Source organism: Pseudomonadota bacterium (genome assembly GCA_026388315.1).
GTDB lineage: Bacteria > Desulfobacterota > Syntrophorhabdia > Syntrophorhabdales > Syntrophorhabdaceae > MWEV01.
Genome location: JAPLKA010000037.1, coordinates 18885 through 36772 on the forward strand (window position 1 = coordinate 18885; position 17888 = coordinate 36772).

Genomic DNA, 17888 nt, shown 5'->3' on the forward strand with positions numbered 1-17888 from the left:
AGTTTGTTGTCACTGCAAAACAGTAACTATGAGGAAAATAATGTTATTTGTAAAAAGAAAAAGAACAGTTTCGATTATATTTTTCATGCTTGTTTTTCAAGTCTGCTTTTTAACTTTATTGCAAACATCTGCATTCCCCGCTGCGGGGAATGCAGATTCCAGTGAACAAACTGATAGTGCTGTAAAACAATCTGATAAAACCTTAAAAAAGTCCTCATTTGTAACATCACGCGAAGACGATAAAGATTACGTAGTCGGCCCGGAAGATACTATCAAAATAACGGTCTGGGATCACGAAGATTTAACAAAAGAATTTTTTGTGTCCCGCGATGGGTGGTTCAGCTTTCCTCTCATTGGAAAAGTCTATGCAGACGGCCTCAGTGTCGGCGATCTTGAAAAAAAGATCGTAGAGGCCCTTTCCGGAAAGTATATCGTTAACCCTCAGGTGTCGATATTTGTAACGCAGGTCAAAAGCAAGGTTGTTTATGTAATGGGGGAAGTGGGAGGAAAATTATTTGGAGCCGGAAAGGGCCCGGGATCCTATCCACTTACCGGCAGGACGAGTTTACTTGAAATCCTTTCCGTTGCAGGCGGTCCGACTGCAGATGCGGCCTCGGAAATAATTATTGTGAGACCAAAGGTAAAGCGCAATATGCCTGTACCCATTGAAGATGCACGGAAGGACGAAATCACAACCATCAACATGAAGAAACTCCTCGAAGGAGATTTATCACAGAATATCCTTTTAGAACCTAATGATACTGTATACGTACCGAAGGCGGAATTCTTTTTCGCTTCAGGCGAGGTTATGAAGCCGGGGAAATTTGTTCTGGAAAAGGGCTTGACAGTTCTAAAAGCCATTGCAACAGCGGGAGGAAAAACTAACAAGGCAGCGATAAACAGAACCCGTATCATCCGCGTGAAGGGAGGGGAAAGGAAGGAATTTCGGGTAACCCTGGATGAAATGGTGTTGCCTGAGGATATCATTGTAGTGCCTGAAAGCTTCTTCTGATCTGTAATACGCCTATGAAAATATCAGCTACTATCAGCACTAAGCACTATGAATTATACTCTACTCGCCTTGCACTATGCGCTATGCTCCATGCTTCTTGTACTATGCACTATGTGCCATGCGCTTTGCGCCATGCTCCATGCGTCTTTGCTATGCTTCTTGCGCCATGCGCCATGCGCTATGCGCTGTTTACCTTTCACCAACCGTAGGAGGAATTATTCATGCCTAAGATGTTTCAGATAGAAGAACCCCATTTAATGGACTATGTTCATGTCATATTCAAAAGAAGATGGGTGGTGGCAACGGTCTTTCTCGTAATCTTTTTCTCCGTAGCAATACGGTCATTCACCGTGACGCCTGTGTACAGGGCAACGGCACAGATACTTATAGACAAGGAAAACCCCAATGTCACCAATATCAAAGAAATCCTCGATATAAAATCGTCCGATATTGATTACTATCAGACACAGTATAATATTCTGAAAAGCAATGCCCTTGCCTTAAAGGTCATCAGGGCGCTGAACCTCAAAGACAATAAAGAATTCGGCCCGGTTAAGGAAGAAACAGAGGCAGCGCAGAATAACCTTATTGCAAACTACCTCGGCAAACTGAAGGTTGAACCTATCAGGAGCAGCAGACTTGCAAATGTGAGCTTTGATTCTGCTGATAAAAAGCTTGCTGCAACCATCGCAAATGCCCATGCGAGGCTCTATATAGAAAGCGACCTCGAAAGGAAGTTCTCTGCATCCCAGGATGCAACGGGCTGGCTATCCACACGGATTAAAGAAGTAAAAGAGAGACTGGAGGAATCAGAGACAAAGCTGCAGAGTTACAGAAAAGAACAGGGTGTTATTGCGATAGATATGGATGAAAAGTACAATGTTGACTCTCAGAAACTGAAAGATTTGAATACAGCATTGGGTGCAGCAAAGACCGAGCGTTTTGCAAAAGAAAACCAGTATAATGAGATGAAAAATCTCAGCAGAAATCCCGAGACAATTGAGGCACTGCCTGCTGTTGTGTCAAGCTATCTCATTGGCCAATTAAAGAACGAATATATAAAAATCTCAGGTAGTTATTATGAACTATCTCAGAAGTACGGGCCGGAACACCCGAAAATTATACGGCTTAACTCGGAATTGAATGAGTTGAAGAATAAAATAAGACAGGAAGTTCAGAAGATTGCGCAATCGATAGAAAGTGAATACAGGATGGCTGTTGCACGCGAAAGGTCTTTGCATGGCGCACTGGAAGCACAGAAAAAGGCCGTGCTGGATTTTAATGAAAAGGAAAGCGAATTCAATATTATAAAACGGGATGTTGATGCAAACCGTTCCCTCTATGAGTCTTTGCTCAAGAGGATAAAAGAGACAAATGTGACAGAAGGCATCAGCATATCCAATATTATGGTTATTGACCCTGCAAGGGTGCCGAACAGTCCGGTAAAACCGAAAATCATGCAGAACCTCCTTCTTGCCCTTGTCTCCGGCCTTGCCTTTGGAGTAGGCCTTGCCTTTTTCTTTGAATACCTTGACAATACAATCAAATCCCCTGATGATGTCAAAAAGTACCTTGAGGTGCCGCTCCTCGGCATTCTGGGGAAGTTTGAACCTTCATCACAGGGGGAGGATAAAAAAGAGATCCCTTTACTTGATGCACCGCGCTCATCCATTGCTGAAGCGATAAGGACGGTGAGAACAAATATCCTCTTCAGTTCATCGGATAGCGAAAAAAAGGTTATTCTTGTCACATCGGCATTGCCAAGCGAAGGGAAGACAATTCTGTCTGTGAACCTGGCCGTCGGTTTTGCCCAGCTTGGCAAAAAGGTGCTGTTCATCGACGCAGATATGAGAAAACCAAGATCCCATACTGTTTTTAAGGTGGAGCGCGAGCCCGGCCTCTCCGAGATTCTCGTAGATGCTAAAGAACCGTTTTCAATCATCCGGGATACCCAAGTGGAAAATTTAAAACTGATTACCTGCGGGACGATTCCCCCCAACCCGTCAGAACTCCTCATTTCCAGTCATATGGATATATTTATTGAAAAAATGAAGGAGCAATTCGATATCGTGATTTTTGACTCGCCGCCCATTACATCTGTTACCGATGCAGTCGAGATCGGGTCCTATGTGGATGGCGTTGTCCTGATTATAAAAACGGGTGTAACGCCACGACCTGCTGCCCAGTCGGCGATTCATCAGCTTTCAGAGGTGAACGCAAACATCTTTGGCGTTGTCCTCAATGATGTTGACTTCCAGAAGGAGAATTATTACTATCCTTACTACAAGTACTATTCACGGTATTACTCAAGATACTATTACCATTACGGAAACTATTACGGCGAGGACGGGCAGAAGAAAAAGACGAGAATGAGGGGCGACGGAAATAAGCATCCCGTGAAGAACATGATGGATTTAAAGAATATCATATCCACTGTTTTTAAAAGAAAGCCGGAGCATAGAGACAAGAAGGAAACATGATCGACCTTCATGCGCATATACTCCCCAATCTTGACGACGGGCCGCGTGGTTGGGATGAATCCCTTGAGATGTGCAGGATGGCCTTCGATGATGGCATAAGGACCATAGTTGCCACGCCGCATACGTTGAATGGCGTATACAAAAATAATACAGCAAAAATAAAGGAACAGTCCCTCCAACTGCAGGAATTACTTGATAAAAACGGTATTTTACTCAATATTGTCCCCGGGTCTGATGTCCGGATATACCCTGCATTAACCAGTCTTATCGAAAAGGGTGAAGCGCTTACAGTGAACGATAATAAGCGTTACATTATCCTGGAACTCCCGGACCTTTTTCCGCTCCATGCCGTAAAGAAGTTGATTCTCGATTTAATCGGGCAGGGGATTACACCCGTTATCAGCCATCCCGAGAGAGTATCGCAGATTCAGCAGGATAGTGAGGTTATTTATGAACTGCTCGAAAAAGGAGCCCTGTCACAGGTCACTGCCATGAGTGTAACAGGCGAATTCGGCAAAGGGATAAAGGGTTTTGTGGAAAAGATGTTAAAGTATGATATGGTGCACATTATTGCCACTGATTGTCATGACGTGATCCGCAGACCGCCGGTCCTGTCCGGGGCAGTCGAAATGGCTTCCCGGATAGTCGGCAGAGAAAAGGCATTGACAATGGTCACCACCATACCGCAGGCAGTGATAGAGGGAAAAACAATAGAGAGACGAGTAATTAAGTAATTAAGTGATTGAGCGATTAAGTGATTGAGTAAATAAGTGATTAAGTGAATGAGTGATTGAGTGATTAAGTAACTGAGTGAGAGAAAGGACGCATAGCGCAGGAGAAGGCAGATAGCTGCACTCAGCAAGCAAATATGGTAGAATATAAGGTATTTGATTAACCGCAGATGTTTAGCGGTATTTGACATTAATTAAATGGGGCAACACCAAGGACATCTCAAACAGAAATTGCTCGGGCATGAATCCATGCCAATGGCGGTAGCCTGCCGCAGCACAGCTGTAGCGATAAGTAACTGAGTGATTAAGTGATTGAGTAACTGAGTAATTAACAGATGCCATCTTCAATAACATCTTTCGAAGATTTGTACGTATATAGCCTTGCAAGAGAATTTAACAAAAATATAAGCAAATTGATAAAGATGTTGCCTGATAGCGAAAAATATAATTTAAAAAGCCAGATGAGTCGGGCAAAACTCAGCATTACAAATAATATAGCAGAGGGTTTTGGCAGATATCACTATCAGGAAAATATACAGTTTTGTAGGCAATCGAGAGGATCGATTTGTGAACTGATAGACGATTTTAATGAATGTTTCGATGAAGGTTATATTGATAAGAATCTACTTGATACGTATAAAAAAGAAGGATATTCTCTGATTAAGGTGCTTAATAGTTACATTGCTTCCCAGAAGAAACAAAAAAAGATTATTCAAGATTCTAAATGAATTATTTAATTATTTAATCACTTATTCACTCAATCACTTACTTACCCAATCACTTATTCACTCAATTACTTGTCTTTTGCTCCATGCGCTCTGCTCCATGCGCTATGCGTTTTTGTAATCCCTAATCCCTAACATGTCTGAGAAAATTCTCATCACAAACACGGTAAGATGATACGCAAAAAGGTGCGCCCCAAGCGCAGCCTCAAGGTTCGTCTTAAAAATAAACTCAGTTTCTCGCTCGGCAAAGAGAAGATTATCTATATCATCATCGGCATCATCCTTGCTGCGCTTGTTGCCAAAGCCCTCATCTGGTATATCCAGAAGACAGAAGAATACGCCTTTCTCAGTATACATCAATATGCCGCATCCAAATCAGAAGCTGTTCACGGTTCACAGTTCACGGTTCACAATCATGAGTCGCCAGTCATGAGCTAACATTTATACTATAAGACTGTAAGAAAAGTAGTGGTAGAGTCAGATGAACAGGGATGAAAGACAAAAGATATATGTATCTCTCGCAGAGCCGCAGAGGTCACAGAGAAAAGCGAGATATGCTTGTGGCCAGAATTCAGAGAAAGACGAATTCTGTCCACACTCCATGCCCCTTCGGGGCAGAAGTAAATTTTTAAGAAACATCCCCTCTCTGCGAACTCTGCGTCTCGAAGGAGCGTAAGCGACTGGGCGAGAGGAAAGAATTTAGAAGTAAATGTTTTATTGAAGTCATACGATTCAATCACGACTGAGGAGGGACAACTTAACACCCAAAACTCAACACTGCATTTTAAAAAAGGGGAAATGAATGAGCCATAATATCTCAATTGCTCCGGATGGAACACAATACACGTTACCAACAACAGAAGATGACTACAAACAGGAACTTGCCCGTATCGAAAAGCTTGTCTCCAAAGCCCACGCAAAAGGCCAGGAAATCGTCGTTGTCATGGGTGTTGGCTTTGTCGGTGCCGTTATGGCAGCGATTGTTGCCGATACTGTAAATGAATCATGCACCCCCTCCAAGTTTGTCATCGGTATGCAGCGGCCCAGCCCGCGTAGTTACTGGAAAATTCCAAAGCTCAACGAGGGAATTTCTCCTGTTAGGGCCGAGGACCCTGAAGTAGACCCCATGATCCGGCGTTGCGTTCTTGACAAGAAGACCCTCACAGCTACCTTTACTTATGATGTCCTACAATTTGCAGATGTCGTGATAGTCGATGTCCAGCTCGATTATACAAAAACAGAACTCGGAAATGTTCGCTCCGGCCATGTTGAGATGACCGCCCTGGAGGAATCCTTTGATATCATTGCCCGGCGTATTAAACCGGAATGTCTTGTCCTCATTGAAACAACCGTTGCCCCGGGAACGACAGAGCAGGTAGCATTTCCTGCCATGAAGAAGATCTTCCGTCAGCGTGGCATCGAAAGTGATCCCCTCCTTGCACACAGTTATGAGCGGGTTATGCCCGGTCGCGACTACGTGGCATCCATCAGGGATTTCTGGCGCGTCTGCAGCGGTATCAACGAGGAAGCGAAACAGCGGGTTGTTAAGTTCTTAAATGAGGTACTCAATACTAAGAAATTCCCCCTTACTGTTCTTGACCGACCCATAGAATCGGAAACGGCCAAGATTGTTGAAAATAGTTACCGTGCAACCATACTTGCCTTCCTCGATGAGTGGAGTAGATTTGCCGAACAGAATGGCGTAGATATTATGAAGGTAATTAAAGCGATCAAAGTGCGTCCTACCCATAATAACATGATATTTCCCGGTCCCGGTATCGGCGGTTACTGCCTTCCAAAAGACGGCGGTCTCGGTATCTGGGCATATAAACATATCCTCGGCTTTGAAGACGATATTTTCAAGATAACACCACTTGCTATAGATATAAATGATACCCGTGCTCTCCATGCGGCACAGCTTGTCCGTGATGCTCTGCGGAATATGAATAAACCCATAGCAAATGCAGAGGTATTGGTTCTCGGCGCCTCGTATCGTGAGGATGTGGGTGACACACGCTACAGCGGTTCAGAGATACTCATCCGTAGGCTTACAGAGATGGGTGCAGAGATACGAGTCCACGATCCTTATGTAGAGCAATGGTGGGAGTTTACCAACCAGGAATCATATCCCGATAACAACAAAAGTATCTTTTTCAGGAACCAGAAGAGGTTAAATGATCTTGTGGTCTTAAACGATCTTAAAGCTGCCCTTAAAGACATTGATGTCCTTGTTCTTGCTGTCCGACATGAAGAATACCTGAATCTTGATCCGGATGAGATTGTGGATTTAGCCCAAAAACCTATAGCTGTTGTTGATTGTTTCGGTATCCTCGACGATGGAAAGATCAAACGGTATCTTCAATTGGAATGTGAAGTAAAGGGATTGGGAAGAGGGCACATTAGAAGGCTGAAAGAAGAAATGAAAGGAAGCTCATAGCTGATAGTGAATAGCAATCCCACAATGATTTTGTCTCTTGCAAAGGCGCAGAGCCCGAAGAAAAAAACTCTTTTTTGCCGCCCGCTGCGCTCGACAAAGGCGGACAAAAGATGGACGGTCTTAAATTTTACCCGCAGGGTTGCGGGTTTGCTGGAATAAATCTTTCTACCCATTCCAGCAAAAAACATCTGCTCTCAGCGTACTCAGCGCCTCGAACGACCGCAGGGAGTGGGCGAGAGGAAAGGAATTTTAGCATTATGAATCAATACGAAAAATTACAACAAAAACTGCTCCATTCACCGAAGAAGTGGCTCATCACCGGTGTGGCTGGATTCATTGGTTCCAACCTCCTCGAGGCCCTCCTTAAATTGAACCAACAGGCTGTTGGATTGGACAACTTCCTGACCGGGCACACGAGCAACCTTGAAGAGGTCAAATCCCTCGTTTCTCCAGGGCAGTGGAGTAACTTTACCTTCGTAGAAGGGGACATCAGAGATTTAGCGACATGTCAGAAAGCATGTGACCGCGTAGATTATGTTCTGCATCAGGCGGCCCTCGGTTCTGTGCCCCGCTCCATAGAGAACCCCATTGCAACGAATGAAAACAACCTCGTCGGTTTTTTGAACATGATTGTAGCCGCGAAGGATGCCGAGGTAAAGCGTTTTGTCTATGCCACGTCCAGTTCAGTCTATGGAGATCACCTCGATTTGCCAAAAGTAGAAGAGAAGGTGGGCCGGCCTCTGTCTCCCTATGCGGTAACAAAAAAGATGAATGAAATATATGCGGATGTTTTTGCGAGGGTTTATGATTTTCAGAGTATAGGGCTTCGTTATTTTAACGTTTTTAGTCCACGACAGGATCCGAATGGTCCCTATGCGGCGGCAATTCCACGATGGTTTGCAGCGCTCAGAGAAGGAAAAGAAGTTTACATTTATGGTGATGGAGAAACGAGCAGAGACTTCTGTTTTGTTGAGAATACGGTGCAGGCAAATATACTTGCAGCCTGCACAGACAATATAGATGCTCTTAATCAGGTTTTTAACATAGCTTTCGGCGGGCGAACAACACTGAACGAACTGTTTGAGCTTATTCGCGATATCGTCTTTCCTTCCCACTTTGTGTCTGATGTTCCTGCTCTCAACCATCCACCATCCACTATTCACCATTCACTGATTTACATGGATTTCCGGCCAGGTGATATACGCCATTCCCTTGCTGATATCAGCAAAGCAAAAATGTTCTTAGGATACAAACCGCAGTATTCTGTGAGGGATGGTTTGGAAAAAGCCGGGGAATGGTATATCAGCCATGAGCTATGAACCATGAGCCATTGCCTATCGCCCCTTGCCTCTTGCCTGTCTTTTTTAACCTATCACCATAATATATAAAACCATGGCTGGGATTATTAAAAAATATTCACTCAAAGATGTTTTGCAATTCCTGGTAGTTGTGTTGATTGGCTATCTAACAGCCAAAGCATTATTCAACATTATGGCGGAAGGAACGTTGGGAAGTATTTTTCGAAATATGATGCCCGTATTTCCTTGTCTATTTATCCTATTGATACTAAACGCTTTCGATATAAGAAGGGCTTCGTTCCGCGAAATCAGTCAGAGTGTTTTCTCTATCTTTATCTTTGATCAAAAACTGATTTCGAAACGCTCGATTTTACTTCTTATACCTGTGATGATAGCAGGCATATTTTTCACACTATACTCAATCGAATTTAGTATCATAAATATGCTTTCATTTTTCGCATTGTTATATGTATTTTTCCTGTCAGTTCGCTATATATTATTGAGTGAAAAGAAATTTTATGGCGTGCTGATTTATATTCTGGCGATACCATTATTGTCTTTTATACAATGGGAAAACGTAAAATATCATTGGCTTGATTTAATCATTAACGATATCTATATATCTTACAACGCTATCGGTCTTGTCATTATTTTCATCTGTTTTCTTTTTGGAAACAGGGGCAGTGCTATGCTATCCCGAAAGGAAAAGAATTTTATTAAACTATGTGCGCTGTTTGTACTTGTACCATTAACCTATATCTTACTTTCCAAAGACCCAATGCATAGTATCGTATATTACTGTATGGATTTGCTTCTGCCGTTCATATTTTTCATTATCCTCATGATATCAATGAAGAATGAAAATGATGTAATAAAATTATTATTTTCAATAGTTATTTGTATAACAATTCACCAATTGCTTGCTCTTTATTTTTTGTTTCAGAAGGAAGGGTTGGCAAGCGTAACTGGAGGACTTTACGGAGCGGAAGAATCGAATTTTAGCCCTGCCTTGTGTCTCATCCTAATTCCGGTTCATATAGCCTTGATGCGTAGATTAAGCGGTTGGAAACGAAATTCCTTTTTTTGTGCTTTGATATTTTTAATCATATTTCTTATTTTAAGTAATTGGCGAACAGGTTTTTTTGCCCTTTTGTTCGGATTATTTGAATACTTTCTTTTTTTTCGGGCCAATATGATTAAAAAATCGTACTTTATACTCTCCGGATCTTTTTTAACTATATTAATAACACTGATAATTGTTGAATATTTTTATGAAATTGCTTTCATCCATAGGGCGTTACAGACATTTGTCCAGATAGCCTCAGGTGAAGGATGGGATACAATCTTAACTCAAAGAGCATCAATCTGGAGTGCCGCATTCAACATGATTGCTGATTTCCCTTTTTTTGGCATCGGGCCGGACATGTGGTCTCAATATATACCCGAATACGCCCGATCATCTTATTTCTATAGGGACATATTAGGAAACCTTGTCAGATATTATGAACACGACCCGCATAATCTTTATTTATTGGTTTATCTAAACTACGGCATGTTAGGTTTCTTATTTTATATTCTCATATTATACAGGACTTTCAGAACCGGCCTTTCAAGCATGGCAAAAAGCATGTCAGGTTCTGAGAGAAATATTGCGGAGGCTTTGATAATATCTTTGTCAATGTGGGCGGTTTCAGGGCTTTTTACCATGAGATTCTTTAGTAACTCAGACATTTTGTTTGCACTTCTTTTCTGGTCTATCGTTGCTGCCATACTGAAACTTCATATACAATCAGATTATAAGACTGCATGATGTTTTTTAAGAACCTCTATAACTACAGGGAACTGCTGCTGCAATTGGCTGCAAGGCAGATAAAAACACGGTATAAGCAGTCGGTATTGGGTATTCTTTGGGCAATTCTGAACCCACTTTTCATGATGGTTATATTTACTGTTATATTTTCGTACTTCATAAAAATCCCGAGCGATGGTATTCCTTACCCGCTGTTTTCATTCTGTGCCCTGATCTCATGGCAATTCTTTTCAGGCGCGGTCTCGTCAGCAACTTCAAGTCTTGTCGGTAATTCAAGCCTTGTTCAGCAGATCTATTTTCCCAGAGAGATATTTCCCGTTACCTCGATTATCGCCTCATTTGTAGATTTTCTGATAGCTTCCTCCATTTTCGTACTCCTGTTGGTCTTCTACAAGGTTCATATAACCCCATATGCATTTATTGCAATTTTACTGATTATACTTCAATGCTTCTTAATAGCGGGTATTTCATTCCTCGGCTCAGCATTGAATGTATTTTATAGAGATGTAGGTTTTGCACTCAACTTTCTCCTCCAGATATGGATGTATGCAACACCTGTTATCTACCCGCTCAGCGTCGTTCCTGAAAAACTGCTCCCTTTCTATTTAATGAATCCCATGGTGGGCATCATAGACGGCTATAGAAGGGTCATAATTCAGGGTATCCCGCCAAACTGGAACTATATGGGCATATCAGCAATCGTCACGCTCATTGTCCTCTTTTTTTCTTACTGGTATTTCAAAAAAATGGAGTCCAAATTCGCAGATGTGATTTAATAGAGAAAGGTGAACAAAGATATTTTGAATTGTGAATTTTCAATTTCGAATTTATAAACCAAAGTGGATAAAGCCGAGCTCGAAACAAGAACGAAATATTTTGCAATCAGAATCATTCAATTTGTGACTGGGTTACCTAAGAGCAAGGTTACAGACGTAGTAGGATATCAATTGTTAAAGTCGGGAACATCAATTGGGGCAAACTACCGCGAAGCTAATCGAGCAGTATCGCGTCCAGATTTTGTGAACAAGATTGGAATAGTTGAAAAAGAAGCTGCAGAAACTCAATATTGGCTGGAATTATGCGAGAAAGCTACAGTTGGTAATTCCTCTGACCGGCAATGGCTTCTCAATGAGGCGACCGAACTTCTTGCCATATTTTCCTCTATCGGTAAAACCAGCAAGAAACGTCGATGAATCGTTAAATCTGCAAGTCGAAATTGTAAATTAGAAATTCCCTCGATTTTGTACATTAAATTCTAAATTCGAAATTCTAAATCCGCAATTACCTGTTATGTCCGACATCGTCATCCAATTCAAAAACGTCTCCAAATCCTACAACATCCGTCAGCGCGGGTACGGCTCTCTCCGCGAAGAGATATCCCGTTCCCTCAAGTCCCTTCTCTCTGGGAGACATGCAATTCAAAATTCAAAATTCAAAATTCAAAACTGCAGTACAAGTAGTCCCAGCAGTATCCTCTGGGCCTTAAAGGACGTCTCGTTTTCTGTAAAAAGAGGTGAAGCCGTTGGTATAATTGGCGCCAACGGTTCAGGAAAAACAACCACATTACGCCTATTGTCCAGGGTGACTGCCCCGACAGAAGGCAGTATAGATATCTTAGGCAGGGTTGCCCCGCTCATCCAGGTTGGCGCCGGTTTCCATCCGGAACTTACCGGGAGGGAAAATGTGTATCTGAATGCGACTATAATGGGGCTTGCCAAAAAAGATATTGATAAGAAATACGATGACATTGTCTCATTTGCCGAATTGGATGGCTTCATGGATACGCCGGTAAAAAGATATTCCTCCGGTATGTATGTCAGGCTGGGATTTGCGGTAGTAGCAAATATTGATCCCGATATTTTTCTGATTGATGAAATATTGTCAGTCGGTGATTTGAATTTTCAGAGAAAATGTCTCGATACGATGGGCAGGATTCGTAAAAGCAACAAAAGTATTGTTTTTGTCTCTCATAATATTTCCGCAGTGCGAGGGTTGTGCGACAGGGTAATCTGGTTAAACAAAGGCGTTATTGAGCAGGAAGGTGATCCGGATGATGTAATAAATGCATACGTATCGTATATGACCTCAAAATCAACTTTTATCAACGATACATCATACGTGGGCGGAAAAACCCGGTGGGGAACCGGGGAGGTACGATTTACAGCCGTAGAAGTGTTGAATTCAGAAGGCGTCAGGTCAAATAGATTCCAACCCGGAGATAAAATAGTAGTGAAGTTGGAATATGAAGCTGATAAGAAAATATATTCACCTACTTTCTGGGTGGGTTTAATGAATAAGGATGAGATAAAGGTGTTCGGCACATATTATAATAAAAACAGGGTTGGCGAATACTCTATCGATAACAGAGGGTCGTTAAGCTGCGTGATAGATTCTCTCCCGATGCGCCCGGGTGTTTATTATGTCATGGCAGGAATATATGGAGAATTTGGAGACCTTGCTATTGACAGAATTGGGAGAGCGGCAGAGTTTGAAATTGAACCTATGAATGGAAATGATTATGACAATTACAATGGCTATGGAGCAGACGGCGCTGTAAATTTGTCACATCAGTGGAACAACTTTGATAACATCTAAAACTCGCCAATTATTCGTGTTATCGCTGTTATTACGATGAGATATGATTTCTTAGCCTCACCGGTTTCTAAAAAGACATCACACAAAATCAAACACTTATATAGGCATTGGCCAGTTTTAGTTTAAAGATTAAGAATATTGTCGGTCGTGCAACGTGCGATGGATTATGGGATAATCAAATGGATAGGGGGTAGAATTAAAGTGATCCCACAGAATTTTGTACTTTTGGCAGCTGGTCGGGGCAGTCGCTTAGCACAGCTCACTACCCAGACGCATAAGGCCTTGTTGCCGATAGCGGGGAAGCCTGCATTGCAATATCTTCTGGATCATCTGATGATTTTGAAAAAACATGATATTGTTGTTGTCACCGGTTATCGAAGTGATGATATTAATTTATTCCTAAAAGCTAAGTATGGAAATGCAATTAAAACGGTATTCAACCAGCGTTATGAGTCAGATACTAACATCCTTTCAGTAGATTTAGGTATCGATGCTTTGCTGTGCCGTGATGCAGGTTACATGATTATTGAAACCGATATCATCCTTGAACCGGCAGGTTGGCAATGTTTGATAGGACCACGACAATCCTCAATATCAGAATGGGCAACAATTGGGAAATATAGTACGAATTTAACTGGTGCGGCTTTGAAAACTGACGAAACTGGCCGAGTTACAGATATTGTTTATGCACCAAAGTACGACAAACAATTCGATGGCTGGAAAAAATTGCTCGGAACCCTTTATGTTGGAGCAAACGAAGTAGCCTTGGATATCGCGGTGCGGAAAGAAGCGATACAGCGTTCAATTGCACAATTCTACTTGATGCCGTGGATAGAAAATATTAATAAGTTTCCCTGCCAAGAGCTCGATTTGAGTAACTATTATGCGGCTTCGTTTAACGATATTGAAGCGTATAAAAAAGCAGATAAAGGATATGAACGGGCTGTTCAAAGAGAAAAGGAGTAACATCGTGGGTGTTCCGGTGATCGAATTGGTTGATGTGGGTAGTTTACGGCATATCGAAGGGTTTAGTCGCCGGCGTGTTGAATGGCTTAGGGAAAAGATATTGAAAGAAGAATTTTGGGTTAAACCAATCGCAATAGATGCCCATAACTTTTTGGTACTCGATGGCCAACATCGCATGGAAGTGGCACTTGCGTTGGAGTTGAAGAAGGTTCCGGCAGTAAAATATGAGTATGCGAGAGTCGAAGTGTGGAGCCTTCGCAAAAAATACCAGTTTGACTGGCAGTTAGTTACGGAGCGAGCGCTCGTTGGGGATATTTATCCTTATAAGACGGTGAAACATCGATTCCCGGAACCGTTACCGTTATGTCAATATTCGTTGGAGGAGTTAAAAAGATGAGAAAAGTTTCTCGTGCTATTATCCTTGCGGCTGGTCGCGGGCATCAGGTTGATGGCGTAAGTAAGATCCTTATTAAACATCCGGTAACTGGAATGACAATCTTAGATCATGCGATATTAGCCTTTCACGGAAAGAAGATAACTGTCGTAGTTGGGTTCCGGGCAATACAAATCATGCAGCAATATCCACAGTTGGATTATGTCATCAATCATGAATGGGCGCTTTCCAACAATGCTATGAGTCTTGGTTTGGCCTTGGACAACGAGCCATCCTATGTAATATCCGGCGACATCTTCATCGACAGTCCGTTGATTAGCGAGCTCGATGAATGTGGACCAAACATAGCGCTGACCGAGCAGCGGGAGAATCGTACATTGACGGCTATTCATTGTATTCTGCGTGAAGACAACACTGTCGCAGAAGTTTACCAAGGCGCAGTACGCGATATGAGTCATCCGGAAGCTATTGGTCTTTTTAAAATAAGTGATGAGGCGTTGCTGAAAAATTGGAAACAGTTATGTGTTAGACACGGCAATCTTTTTGTTGCACAGACCCTTCCTTGTGATGGAAAGCCAATTGATTCAGTGCCGGTAAAAAATCATGCCTTTGTGGAAATTAATACGCCTGCTGATTATCTGCGATTTATACAGAAGACTCGATCAAAATGATAAGATCCTTAACCATTGGCATTCCTGTAGGTACGAAGTCACAGTCTAAAATTGAAGCTGCTTCTAAGCGAATGCTTCAGATTTCCGGCGAGTTACTTCGTGAGGTGCAATTGACACCACGGACTATTCGATATACTCTTCCACCTATTGGCATTGAAGGAGAGAACGAAGGTCTGATTCTTTCTATGATTAAGTTCGTTGACGGCTTGGCCACGGAGACTAATGTGAGGTGGTTCTGTTTACCACTAGATTTTATCACGGGTGGTTCAAGACGCGAGCGATTAAGTGTTGCCATCGATATTATCAGCCGCTTTCCCAAACTGTTCTTGAATCTGATGGTTGCCAATACAGAGAGACTATCTCTCCCTGCAATTAACGACGTCGCCGTGCTCATCAGTCGAATTTCAAAGAGAAGTAATAATGGGTTCGATAACTTTCGCGTCGGCACATCTTGCGGCTGTCCACCCAATGCACCTTTTTTCCCTTTCTCCCGTCATGAAGGTGGCGAGGTTGCGTTCAGCTTTGCACTTGAGACCACCGGTGTCGCACTTGCAGTTGCAAATGAATTGGGGCCGTATCCAAACATAGACAGCTATCGCGATAACCTTGTAGCCCGGCTTGCACCTATTTTATTTGATATTCAGCGATTAGGAGAGCGGATCGCAAAGGATTCTGGTTGTGAGTTTCGCGGCATTGATGCCTCATTTTCACCATTCCCCGATGGGCATATGTCAGTTGCAACGCTTGTGGAAAGGTTGAGTGGCGCACCAGTGGGGAGTCATGGCAGTGTATTTATTACCGCTATTTTAACTGATGTTATTCGAGCAGCGCTGCTGAAAAGCGGCGCACTTCCAGTAGGATTCAATGGTGTCATGTACTCACTGCTCGAGGACAATGGTCTTGCATCCGCCAATAGCAGGCGCTTGATAAGTTTGGATGGACTCGTTGCCTTGGCATCCGTTTGTGCTTGTGGTGTTGACATGGTTCCCGTGCCTGGTAATAGTTTTCCTGAGGAACTTGCTGCTGTGATGATAGATATTGCTGCGATGTCTCTTTCGTTGAAAAAACCGCTTGGCATCCGTTTGTTGCCGATTCCGGGGCGGTCAAACAACGAACTTACACAGTTCAATCTTGATTTTCTTTGTGATAGCCGTGTAATGGGACTTAGCGCCACTGATCGCAGTTTGGAAAGTGCTGCTCATGCCTTTGGAATGTTGGCACCGTCAAGGCTCATTCCAACAAAAAAAACGTTTAAATGGAGGTCCAAAATATAGATGATTGAAAAAGACAAAGTGAAACGATTTTGGGATGCACGTGCACAAACTTATGATTCATTGCCTTTTGAGAGCATCGCTAATTTAGAACAAGATGCTGATAACCTCGAATTAAAAATTCGTTTGGAAACAGAGAAAGTTTTTGCTTGGCTTCCACAGATCAAAGACCGAAACATTCTCGACTTGGGCGCTGGGGTTGGACAATGGTCATTTCGATTTGTCGATTATGGCGCAAAATCAATTGTAGCTGTAGAATATTCCGAGCCGTTAAGCGAGATTGGTCGACTGGAAGCGCTATGTCGTGGTGTCCAGAATATAGAGTTTGTGGTATCACCAGCGGAGGATTACATTGCGGACCGATCATTCGATATTATCTTTATATCGGGTTTGTTTGTTTACATGAACGACGACCAGGCAGCTAAATTGATGGCCAACTTTATTCAGGCATGTCATGCTGAAACGATAATTCTTCTGCGGGATGGAACGGGAATTGAGGGGCGATACGAAATCAACGACAGATTTTCGGAGCATCTAAATGTCCATTATTCGGCAACATATCGTAGTCGAAATGAATATCTTGAGATGTTCAATAAGGCCGGGCTCTCTCGTATTAAGGATGAGAATATGTTCGATGAGAGTTGTTCATTAAACAAATACCCTGAAACACGCCTGCGGGTATATCTCTTCAAGGTCAAATAAAACAATGCCTGTTATTAAACCAAGTGGTGGTGAAGTAGATTGGCCCGAGAATGAAGGTGTGCTTGGAATTGTCGGCGTCGCACCTTGGGCAACAATAGATTTCTGCAAAGTGCTGTATGAGCGAATCCGAGCAACGAGAGACTGGCATTACCCTCGTGTGATTGCGGATATCAATACAAAATTGCCGAGCCGTGGCCGACATCTGCAGCTTGGAGAAATAGACCCATCCCCAGCTATTGCTGCGACCATAAGAGAGTTATACGCGCAAGGTGCAACTGTGGTCGTTGTTCCGTGCAATACAGCACATATTTTGTATGAAAGATGGTCTAAGGATTCACCCGTCCCGCTACCCCACATTGTGCGTGAAACGCTGGCGCTGGCAGAGCGTGCCGGTATCAAGAGTTTTACGCCTTTCACTTCCGCTTCCCTTGCATTACATGATCTCTATGGAAAATTAGCGGGAGAATTCAGCCTTCAGTGTCGTCGGCTGAACGCAGATGAACAAATGATGGTTTCGAGCATGATTGAAGATGTAAAAATACGCGGTGCAATTACCAATGCTAATCTCATTAAGTTTGATGAGTTGATCACACGGCTGTGGGCAGGTGGTGTTGAGGCGGCTATCTTGGGATGCACCGAACTTTCGTCCTTGCTGGACCGAAGCAAGAAGGATGGTCTTAAGGCGTTCGACTCCAATATCGCACTCGCACAGGCGGCGCTTAAAGAGCTCCACTTGTCACGACATTTGCTCGATCCTGATGAGATTTTTTTAAAACGGGGCATTCGTTAAATGGAG

Annotated in this window: 17 protein-coding genes; all 17 read left to right on the forward strand. The window is 42.8% G+C overall.

The window, feature by feature from the left end:
• The first annotated feature begins 40 nt into the window (after nucleotides 1–40).
• The 17 genes from NTX75_03670 (at nucleotide 41) to NTX75_03750 (ending at nucleotide 17882) form a co-directional block, all read left to right on the forward strand.
• A complete protein-coding gene (locus NTX75_03670; GenBank protein ID MCX5815327.1) occupies nucleotides 41–1012 on the forward strand; it encodes a polysaccharide export protein in 972 nt (323 codons plus the stop codon).
• A gap of 221 nt (nucleotides 1013–1233) precedes the next feature.
• On the forward strand, nucleotides 1234–3492 hold the full coding sequence (locus tag NTX75_03675) for a polysaccharide biosynthesis tyrosine autokinase (protein ID MCX5815328.1): 2259 nt from the start codon (nucleotides 1234–1236) through the stop codon (nucleotides 3490–3492).
• Entirely contained in the window at nucleotides 3489–4226 is a 738-nt protein-coding gene (locus NTX75_03680) for a hypothetical protein (GenBank protein ID MCX5815329.1), read from the forward strand. The genes NTX75_03675 and NTX75_03680 overlap by 4 nt, the downstream gene beginning before the upstream one ends.
• 332 nt (nucleotides 4227–4558) lie before the next feature.
• Nucleotides 4559–4951, forward strand: coding sequence for a four helix bundle protein (locus tag NTX75_03685; protein MCX5815330.1), 393 nt, complete (start codon nucleotides 4559–4561; stop codon nucleotides 4949–4951).
• 168 nt (nucleotides 4952–5119) lie between these two features.
• Nucleotides 5120–5386, forward strand: coding sequence for a hypothetical protein (locus tag NTX75_03690; GenBank protein ID MCX5815331.1), 267 nt, complete (start codon nucleotides 5120–5122; stop codon nucleotides 5384–5386).
• A gap of 364 nt (nucleotides 5387–5750) precedes the next feature.
• Nucleotides 5751–7385, forward strand: coding sequence for a nucleotide sugar dehydrogenase (locus NTX75_03695; protein MCX5815332.1), 1635 nt, complete (start codon nucleotides 5751–5753; stop codon nucleotides 7383–7385).
• A 257-nt stretch (nucleotides 7386–7642) separates the two neighbouring features.
• Entirely contained in the window at nucleotides 7643–8704 is a 1062-nt protein-coding gene (locus tag NTX75_03700) for an SDR family oxidoreductase (protein MCX5815333.1), read from the forward strand.
• Nucleotides 8705–8777: 73 nt separating this feature from the next.
• Nucleotides 8778–10493 (forward strand): O-antigen ligase family protein, encoded by a 1716-nt coding sequence (locus NTX75_03705; GenBank protein ID MCX5815334.1) that lies wholly within the window; start codon nucleotides 8778–8780, stop codon nucleotides 10491–10493.
• The gene (locus tag NTX75_03710; protein MCX5815335.1) at nucleotides 10490–11269 is read left to right on the forward strand and encodes an ABC transporter permease; all 780 of its coding nucleotides are present in this window, start codon (nucleotides 10490–10492) and stop codon (nucleotides 11267–11269) included. The genes NTX75_03705 and NTX75_03710 overlap by 4 nt, the downstream gene beginning before the upstream one ends.
• A gap of 63 nt (nucleotides 11270–11332) precedes the next feature.
• Nucleotides 11333–11686: a four helix bundle protein gene (locus NTX75_03715; protein ID MCX5815336.1), complete on the forward strand. Its 354-nt coding sequence runs from the start codon at nucleotides 11333–11335 to the stop codon at nucleotides 11684–11686.
• A gap of 97 nt (nucleotides 11687–11783) precedes the next feature.
• Nucleotides 11784–13088, forward strand: coding sequence for an ABC transporter ATP-binding protein (locus tag NTX75_03720; GenBank protein MCX5815337.1), 1305 nt, complete (start codon nucleotides 11784–11786; stop codon nucleotides 13086–13088).
• Nucleotides 13089–13289: 201 nt separating this feature from the next.
• Nucleotides 13290–14054: an NTP transferase domain-containing protein gene (locus NTX75_03725; protein MCX5815338.1), complete on the forward strand. Its 765-nt coding sequence runs from the start codon at nucleotides 13290–13292 to the stop codon at nucleotides 14052–14054.
• The gene (locus NTX75_03730; GenBank protein MCX5815339.1) at nucleotides 14023–14451 is read left to right on the forward strand and encodes a hypothetical protein; all 429 of its coding nucleotides are present in this window, start codon (nucleotides 14023–14025) and stop codon (nucleotides 14449–14451) included. The genes NTX75_03725 and NTX75_03730 overlap by 32 nt, the downstream gene beginning before the upstream one ends.
• Nucleotides 14448–15119 (forward strand): NTP transferase domain-containing protein, encoded by a 672-nt coding sequence (locus NTX75_03735; GenBank protein ID MCX5815340.1) that lies wholly within the window; start codon nucleotides 14448–14450, stop codon nucleotides 15117–15119. The genes NTX75_03730 and NTX75_03735 overlap by 4 nt, the downstream gene beginning before the upstream one ends.
• Nucleotides 15116–16393, forward strand: coding sequence for a DUF711 family protein (locus tag NTX75_03740; protein ID MCX5815341.1), 1278 nt, complete (start codon nucleotides 15116–15118; stop codon nucleotides 16391–16393). Before NTX75_03735 ends, NTX75_03740 begins: the two co-directional genes overlap by 4 nt.
• On the forward strand, nucleotides 16394–17092 hold the full coding sequence (locus NTX75_03745; protein ID MCX5815342.1) for a class I SAM-dependent methyltransferase: 699 nt from the start codon (nucleotides 16394–16396) through the stop codon (nucleotides 17090–17092). It begins immediately after the preceding gene.
• Nucleotides 17093–17096: 4 nt separating this feature from the next.
• A complete protein-coding gene (locus tag NTX75_03750) occupies nucleotides 17097–17882 on the forward strand; it encodes an aspartate/glutamate racemase family protein (GenBank protein ID MCX5815343.1) in 786 nt (261 codons plus the stop codon).
• Nucleotides 17883–17888: the final 6 nt, after the last annotated feature.

Excerpts from the sequence above, each read along its gene's own strand:
- NTX75_03670 (MCX5815327.1), top strand. The coding sequence starts at position 41 with ATGTTATTTGTAAAAAGAAAAAGAACAGTTTCGATTATATTTTTCATG.
- NTX75_03675 (MCX5815328.1), top strand. The coding sequence starts at position 1,234 with ATGCCTAAGATGTTTCAGATAGAAGAACCCCATTTAATGGACTATGTT.
- NTX75_03680 (MCX5815329.1), top strand. The coding sequence starts at position 3,489 with ATGATCGACCTTCATGCGCATATACTCCCCAATCTTGACGACGGGCCG.
- NTX75_03685 (MCX5815330.1), top strand. The coding sequence starts at position 4,559 with ATGCCATCTTCAATAACATCTTTCGAAGATTTGTACGTATATAGCCTT.
- NTX75_03690 (MCX5815331.1), top strand. The coding sequence starts at position 5,120 with ATGATACGCAAAAAGGTGCGCCCCAAGCGCAGCCTCAAGGTTCGTCTT.
- NTX75_03695 (MCX5815332.1), top strand. The coding sequence starts at position 5,751 with ATGAGCCATAATATCTCAATTGCTCCGGATGGAACACAATACACGTTA.
- NTX75_03700 (MCX5815333.1), top strand. The coding sequence starts at position 7,643 with ATGAATCAATACGAAAAATTACAACAAAAACTGCTCCATTCACCGAAG.
- NTX75_03705 (MCX5815334.1), top strand. The coding sequence starts at position 8,778 with ATGGCTGGGATTATTAAAAAATATTCACTCAAAGATGTTTTGCAATTC.
- NTX75_03710 (MCX5815335.1), top strand. The coding sequence starts at position 10,490 with ATGATGTTTTTTAAGAACCTCTATAACTACAGGGAACTGCTGCTGCAA.
- NTX75_03720 (MCX5815337.1), top strand. The coding sequence starts at position 11,784 with ATGTCCGACATCGTCATCCAATTCAAAAACGTCTCCAAATCCTACAAC.
- NTX75_03730 (MCX5815339.1), top strand. The coding sequence starts at position 14,023 with ATGAACGGGCTGTTCAAAGAGAAAAGGAGTAACATCGTGGGTGTTCCG.
- NTX75_03735 (MCX5815340.1), top strand. The coding sequence starts at position 14,448 with ATGAGAAAAGTTTCTCGTGCTATTATCCTTGCGGCTGGTCGCGGGCAT.
- NTX75_03740 (MCX5815341.1), top strand. The coding sequence starts at position 15,116 with ATGATAAGATCCTTAACCATTGGCATTCCTGTAGGTACGAAGTCACAG.
- NTX75_03745 (MCX5815342.1), top strand. The coding sequence starts at position 16,394 with ATGATTGAAAAAGACAAAGTGAAACGATTTTGGGATGCACGTGCACAA.
- NTX75_03750 (MCX5815343.1), top strand. The coding sequence starts at position 17,097 with ATGCCTGTTATTAAACCAAGTGGTGGTGAAGTAGATTGGCCCGAGAAT.